Origin of the sequence: Rothia sp. CCM 9416 (genome assembly GCF_048513535.1) — a bacterium.
Lineage (GTDB): Bacteria > Actinomycetota > Actinomycetes > Actinomycetales > Micrococcaceae > Rothia.
In genome coordinates this window covers 22,633-29,468 of the sequence record NZ_JBLXXR010000025.1, presented here as the reverse complement: position 1 = coordinate 29,468, position 6,836 = coordinate 22,633, and the positions used below count along the sequence as shown (strand labels likewise).

At 55.9% G+C, this 6,836-nt stretch carries 5 protein-coding genes; 1 reads left to right on the top strand and 4 read right to left on the bottom strand.

Features of this window, described 5'->3' with window-relative positions; genetic code table 11:
- Positions 1–990, bottom strand: a 990-nt coding sequence (locus ACN080_RS09315; protein ID WP_419113624.1) for an ABC transporter transmembrane domain-containing protein, incomplete at its 3' end; no start/stop codon positions are given.
- On the bottom strand, positions 983–2,593 hold the full coding sequence (locus ACN080_RS09310; protein WP_419113623.1) for an ABC transporter transmembrane domain-containing protein: 1,611 nt from the start codon (positions 2,591–2,593) through the stop codon (positions 983–985). The genes ACN080_RS09310 and ACN080_RS09315, both read right to left, overlap by 8 nt.
- Positions 2,594–2,967: 374 nt before the next feature.
- Between ACN080_RS09310 and ACN080_RS09305 the strand changes: the two genes are divergently transcribed.
- Entirely contained in the window at positions 2,968–5,571 is a 2,604-nt protein-coding gene (locus tag ACN080_RS09305; RefSeq protein WP_419113622.1) for a DEAD/DEAH box helicase, read from the top strand.
- Here ACN080_RS09305 and ACN080_RS09300 read toward each other — a convergent pair.
- Positions 5,568–6,158, bottom strand: a complete 591-nt coding sequence (locus tag ACN080_RS09300; protein WP_419113621.1) for a hypothetical protein — start codon at positions 6,156–6,158, stop codon at positions 5,568–5,570. The genes ACN080_RS09305 and ACN080_RS09300 overlap by 4 nt on opposite strands.
- Positions 6,151–6,732, bottom strand: coding sequence for a hypothetical protein (locus tag ACN080_RS09295; protein WP_419099789.1), 582 nt, complete (start codon positions 6,730–6,732; stop codon positions 6,151–6,153). Before ACN080_RS09295 ends, ACN080_RS09300 begins: the two co-directional genes overlap by 8 nt.
- Positions 6,733–6,836 lie beyond the last annotated feature (104 nt).

Sequence of the window (6,836 nt, the reverse complement as noted above, 5' to 3'; positions counted from 1 at the left end):
CTGCTGGGTATCTGACAGGTCAATGACACCAAAAACCCTGCCCATAGTCACGGTCATCTCGCGCAGACGATCCAGCCAGAAGGTGAAGATATCCGAGTCTACCCGCATGGAAAAGAGCATGATAGAGGCTGTTGAGACATCGCCCCAGGTGGCCCAACCCCGCCAAACACAGTAGGAGCCCCAGACCATAGCTAGCAGCAGAGGAAGGTAGGCGTTGAAAGCATCGACCACCCAGAAGGTTGAACGGAGTACCACCATACGGTCGGAGATCCTGAATACCTCCCAAATTTTTTCCTCCTGGACACCGGAACGGGCCTGTTGGACCCCCAATTCTTGGATCGTTGCCGCACCACGAACGTTCTCTGTGGCCACAACGGTAAGCTCACTCATTGCCTCAGTTTTCCGCCGGGTTGTTGCGGCTATCCGGGGTAGGAAAATTGCCAGGGCAAGGGCCATGAGCACGAACATGGGAACGGTAACCAGACCGATTACCGGGCTCACCGTAAAAATTGTCACCGAAGTAATTACCATATATACGGAAATATGGATAAACTCCGGCAGACCGGTTGCCAGCACCAGTCGGACGCTATCAAGGTCATCGGTCAGGCGAGCAAGCAGATCACCGGAGCCCGCGTCCTCAATGGTTTGAGCATCGAGCTGGAGGGAAGCCTCCACCAGGTCAATACCCAGGTCACGGTTCAGGCGGACCCCCAATTTTTGCCCCTGAAAAGTCCAGGCTCTCGTCAGAAGCGACCCCAAAAGTACAGCACCCAATATGGTCAGCAGTATCTCCCAGGGGTAGCCGGTGAGCTGGCCGGTGGTGACCGCATCAACGAGCCGGCCCACCATAATGGGAGTAGCGAGGGCAGTAACCGAACTGGCAACAAAAAGTAGCATCAGCAGAGCCAACTGCCACGGCGTCTTGAGGACAGAGCGCCCAAGCAACCGCCAGGTTGTCTTGCCATCCGTAATGGGCAAAAGATTAGCCATCGAGCTCACCTGCTTTCAGCCGTCGTTCGACCTCCATGGTCGTACTCACGATGTAGATTCGTTCAATGTGGGCCAGAACCCCAGGTTGCCCAGCGCGCTCTTCTAACTGGTTGAGAATGAACTTCTGGCTGGGTTCATCCACCGAGTTGAGAGGCTCAGTCAGGACCAGGGTATCTGCTCTTTGTGCCAGTGCCCTGGCAAGGGCGAGACGCTGGCGTTGGCCGCCCGAAAGATTGGTACCTTCGGAGGACAGCGCGCTTTTCACATAGCTTTCTGGGTCTCGTCCGCCCAGCCGAATAGCAATTTCTTCGGAGTCAGTGATTTTGAGTAAATCAACCATCTCGTCACGAGTTAGGGTGCCACGCCCTAGTGTCAGATGCTCAGAGAGAGTCCCGGCAAAGATGATGGGGTTAGGTTCCGAGAACAAGATCCGGTGGTTATCTCCCTGCGAACCATCGCGGAGTTTCTGCACCAGGGTTTCAGCATACTCTTGGGCAGATATGCCGGCGCAGCGAGGGTTGATATAGTGAACGGCCCCTGTGCCAGAAGGCACCAAAACACGAGCGGTGTGGGCGCCTTGTGGGGCAGGCGGGGAAGCTGCAGAAGAAGCATCTGCAATCTCTCGTTTCAGCCGCACAACACGTTTGTAGGCAACACGAGCATTCCGCCAGGACATGAGCAGCATCTCCACTGACCAGATAGGGCCGGTCAGGGTACCGATAAGCCCCACGATAGTGACTAGTTGCCCTGCGGGTATGTCAGTAAGCCAGGTACCCTCTGGTGCAGCCCCGCGCAGCGCTAAGACCACCGCTAGCCAGGTCACTGTACCCACGAGCAGGTTGCGGGTGGCATAGGACCAGGTTTGAACACTCTCAAGGCGAATCTGGGAGGAGTAGACATCCTGAGCGGCCTGCCCGTAATGCACCATCATGCGCTTCTGTGCCCCCAGGCCCAAGATTGTGCGGATAGAAGAAGCGATATCGGATGCCCGGGATGTGCTTACGCTAACCGTTTCACGGAATGCATCTGAGTGCTTTTCGATGAGCTTTGATACCCAGGTCAAGGTAATCATGGTCACGATAAGGCCCGTAAGAGCTACTAGAGCTATCAGCGGGCTAATCGTCCACAGCTGCCAGGTACCCAGCGATGTGACACCAACCGCCGAAAAAGCCAGAATCATCGGTTGCCACATCTGCGAGAGCGCCCGGGCGTCCTTATTCAAAATAGCGATGAGAGCACCGGGGGCACGGTGAGGTGCCCGGTCTATGAGATGGCTGATGTAGAGCCTCCAGTCACGTTCAATACGTGCAACCACCCGGAAGGTGAGGCCCCAACCCAGAAACTCGACCAGGCACAGATAGGCGATAACACCCGCCAGAATCATGATGGCATGATAGGCCTGGGTGCTCAGCCCTGAGCTGTGCAGGTCGATGATACGCCCCACAAGAACGGGCATAAATACTGTTGCCAGTGAAGCAAAGAAATCTAAGACAAAGGGGAGAAAATAGAGTGTTCTCCAACGGAAGCCCGGAGGGGCAATGCGGAACTTCTCAGTATTTTGTGTATTTTTGTGCTCGGATTGTTCGGTCCGATTCTTAGCCACGAAATTCTCTTTTCAATCACAAGATGTGCAAGGGGTAAATCTACCGGGCATAAAAATACCTACCGGTGTGAACGCCTCCCGGTAGGTTGATCTTGGTTGATCAGCTAGCTGAGTGCGCTAGCGGTGAGAAACCCAGGGGGAAGCTGAAGACGCCTGAAAGCGATGTGTGTTCATTTGTATGCTCCCCCTTTCGTGAGTTCGATATGCGGATATTTCCTTTGAATATCGTAGCCCCACCTCAGCTTATTTGACAAGCATCACATTTATATATTTTTTGTCTAATTTTCATGTCCTACCACCACGAGATGAAACGGAATGGGAGCCGTGCATTTACGCGGCTTGCCTCGGGGGCCTGCACTAAACTGGTTAACATCATGAAGATTCTTCAGTACCTTTCCCCATCCCTGGCAGATTCCACCAAGCACTACTACCGTGGAGATTTTGCAACCAACCCCCTCACCGGTGACGAAGCCTATGAGGCCTTTACCGAATGGATCGCAGCCCGGGGTATGGAGCTTTACCCGGCACAGGACGAAGCTGTCCTAGAGCTAGCCGCGGGCAATAACGTCATTCTGGCAACCCCCACCGGCTCCGGTAAGTCCACTGTTGCTGTGGCCGCTCACTTTATAGGTATGGCCGCTGGTCAGCGCTCCTACTACACCGCCCCTCTTAAGGCGCTGGTCTCTGAAAAGTTCTTTGACCTGTGCGAGATTTTTGGTGCCGAGAACGTGGGCATGGTCACCGGCGATTCCTCTATCAATGCCGATGCGCCCATCGTCTGCTGCACCGCCGAGATTCTGGCGAATATCGTTCTTCGTGAGGGTGCTGGAGCCGACGTCACCCAGGTCATTATGGACGAGTTCCATTTCTACTCTGACCCCCAACGCGGCTGGGCCTGGCAGGCTCCCCTGCTTGACCTGCCCCAGGCGCAATTCCTGCTCATGAGCGCTACCCTCGGGGACACCAGCCGGTTTGAGCGGGAACTAACCGAGCTCACCGGGCGCGGTACCGCCCTGGTCACCAGCCAAACCCGCCCCATTCCTCTCAACTACTCCTACTCCCGCCAACCGCTGGTCGAGAAAGTTGACGAGCTGGTTTCCACCCACCAGGCACCGGTCTACATCGTTCATTTCTCTCAGCTCCAGGCTATCGACACGGCGGCTTCTCTAATGTCCCTGTCGATTGCGACCAAGCAAGAGAAAGAGAAAATCAATGAGCTCACTGCGGGATTCCGTTATTCTGCGGGTTTCGGTAAGGTGCTCCAAAAGTATATTAAGAACGGTATCGGCATCCACCATGCGGGTATGCTCCCCAAGTACCGCCGCCTGGTGGAGCAGCTAGCGCAGGCTGGCCTGCTCAAGGTCATTTGCGGCACCGACACCCTGGGTGTGGGCATCAACGTCCCCATTCGCACCGTGCTGATTACTGCTCTCTCAAAGTTTGACGGTCAGCGCACCCGCCGGCTCAAGTCCCGCGAATTCCACCAGATTGCAGGACGAGCTGGACGAGCTGGCTTTGATACCGCCGGCTACGTGGTTGTTCAGGCCCCCGAGCACGACATTGAAAATGAACGGCTCGAAGCAAAGGCTCGCGAAAAATTTAGTGGCGACGAGAAGAAAATAGCCCAGTCCCTTAGGGGTAAAAAGAAGAAACCACCGCAGGGCTTTGTGGCCTGGAGCGAGAAAACCTTTGAGCAGATCATTGAGGCTGAGCCAGAGCAGCTAAGTTCGTCCTTCCAGCTCACTCACTCCATGATGCTCAATATGCTTCAGCGTGAGGCTGACCCCTTTGAGACCGTCATGCTCTTTTTGACCGCCAACCATGAGCCCCCTATCAAGCAGAGATCCCTCAAACGCAAGGCGATTGGTATCTACCGTGAACTGCTCAACGGCGGGGTCGTGGAGCGCCTGGCTGAACCCGATGAGTTTGGTCGCACCGTCCGGCTTACCGTCTCCCTGCAAGAGAACTTTGCTCTGAACCAGCCGCTCTCCCCCTTTGCTATGGCTTCCCTCAGCCTGCTCGATTCTGAGAGCGATTCCTACGCCCTCGATGCGGTCTCTATCATCGAAGCGACCCTTGAGCGCCCCCGCCAGGTTCTTGTGGGTCAGGAGAAGAAAGCCAAGAGCCAAGCCCTAGCCGAGATGAAGGCCGAGGGCATGGACTACAACGAACGTATGGCTGAGCTGGATAAGATTACCTACCCCCAGCCCCTGGCGGAACTCCTTGAAGCCGCTTTTGAAACGTACTCGTCCGGTGCTCCTTTTATGAAAGAGTTCCAACTAGAGCCCAAGAGCGTAGTCCGGGACATGTATGAGCGGGCCATGGGCTTTGGCGACTATATCCAGTACTACGGGTTGGAACGTTCCGAGGGTATTCTTTTGCGTTACCTCTCCGATGCCTATAAGGCACTGCGCCAGACCGTTCCCCTCTCTGCCCTGACCGATGAGCTCACCGACCTGATTGAGTGGCTAGGCGAGGTGATCCGCCAGACAGACTCCTCCCTGGTTGATGAGTGGGAGCGTATGGCCTCCGGTGATGAGGGCCTACCCGTCCAGGACTCTCTGGAGGAACTGGTGGCAGAAAGCGCACCCGCTCTTACCGCTAACCCGCGTGCCTTTAAGGTCATGGTGCGTAACGCCCTCTTCCGCAGGGTGGAGCTGTTTGCCGATGAGCGCGACAAGATTCTGGGCCAGTTAGACGGCGAGCGCTCTGGCTGGGACTCTGACCGTTGGGCCGACGCTATGGACGATTACTTTGAGGAGTACGAGGATATCTACACCGATGCCGATGCTCGTTCACCTGGTCTGCTGACAATTGACGATGATACTGCTGAGCACCCCGGTTTCTGGTTGGTTCGGCAGACCTTCTCGGACCCGGAGGAGAACCATGACTTCGGTATTGTTGCCAGGGTTGATTTGGCGGCCTCCGATGCGGAAGGCGCTCCCGTGGTGCTGATTGAGAGCGTAGGGGCTTTCTAGCCCAGCACTGACCGCAGGTTCACGGCGATCAGGACGCAGCTTGCTGCCCAGAGCAGGGAGACGAAAGTCCCCACGATGAACTTTTCGGCGGTCAGGTGCCCAGCTTTGATATCCGGGTACCTGGCTAGTCCTTTGATTGCAACGATGACAGCTAGAGCGCTTGGCAGTGCGGTGATGAGGCAGAGCGCTACTGCGAGCCGTTCGAAGATGCCGATGAGGCGGCCTCCGCCTTCGGCTTCGATACGTTCGTCGGACTGGGTGATGTCTGCACGTAGGTTTAGGATGCCCAGGGTGCCGGTGATGTGCTGGCCCTTGGGCTTTTCTTCTGTTTGTTTCTGTTTAATCTTCCCCACGAAGTAGATTGCTGGAGTTGACCCGCCCAAACAGCTCACCAGCACTGCGAGCGTTGTGGTCAGCTCACGGACCGGGGCTTCAAGGGGCTGTGCCAGGGTAGACAGCACAAGGGCCCCGCCGAGTAGGGTCATGAGAGTCCAGGTTTGGGGGCGCTGGCGTTCTGGGTTTTTAGCCACAGCAGTGACAGGGTAAAAAGCGCTACCAGCAGGATGCAAATTACCAGGTTCATACATTCTCCTCAGCGAGTAGGGTTTTGAGCTCCTGTACCATGCGGCGGGTTTCCTGCCATCGTCCCTGTCTGAGGGCACGGCTGACCGCTGACTGGTAGGTTTGCAGGTGCGTGGCAATTTCTATCTGGGTCATGCCCTGCTCGTAGAGTTCTCCGATGGCCTGCCAGGAGTCGTTCCGGTCTTCTTCAAGCCCCATGACAAGTTGCAGGCTGGCTTCAATCAGTTCGGAAAATCTACCTGTTCCTTCAAAGGCTATGTGTCCGGCTGAGCGTTTGGCGCGCTCCACTGCGGTTCGCGCCTTCCTGTAGGCTTGGCCGTTCCCTTCGCGGGCATTGGCCGGTAGCGGCTCATTGACGGCACCGACCCCAATCCCGATATGCCAGGTTCCCTGGCGGGCCAGCACTAGGGCGGTTTCGAGCAGACCGTTTGGGTCATCGAAGACCGCTTGGACTTCGTCGCCTGCGGTGCGTTGGAAGGGCCTTAGCGGTGAGGCAATATTGCTGTTTCCGGCTAGGTCACTGTGCAGTTGGGGTACCAGGTCTTGGCCGGTTGAAGAGTTACGCTGGTCTACGGTCATGACAAACATATATAACAATATACTGTTATATCTTGGAATATAACAGTATATTGTTATATATAACGAGAGCTTAAAAGTCTTTTCCGTCCCTACTAGGAGGTCAC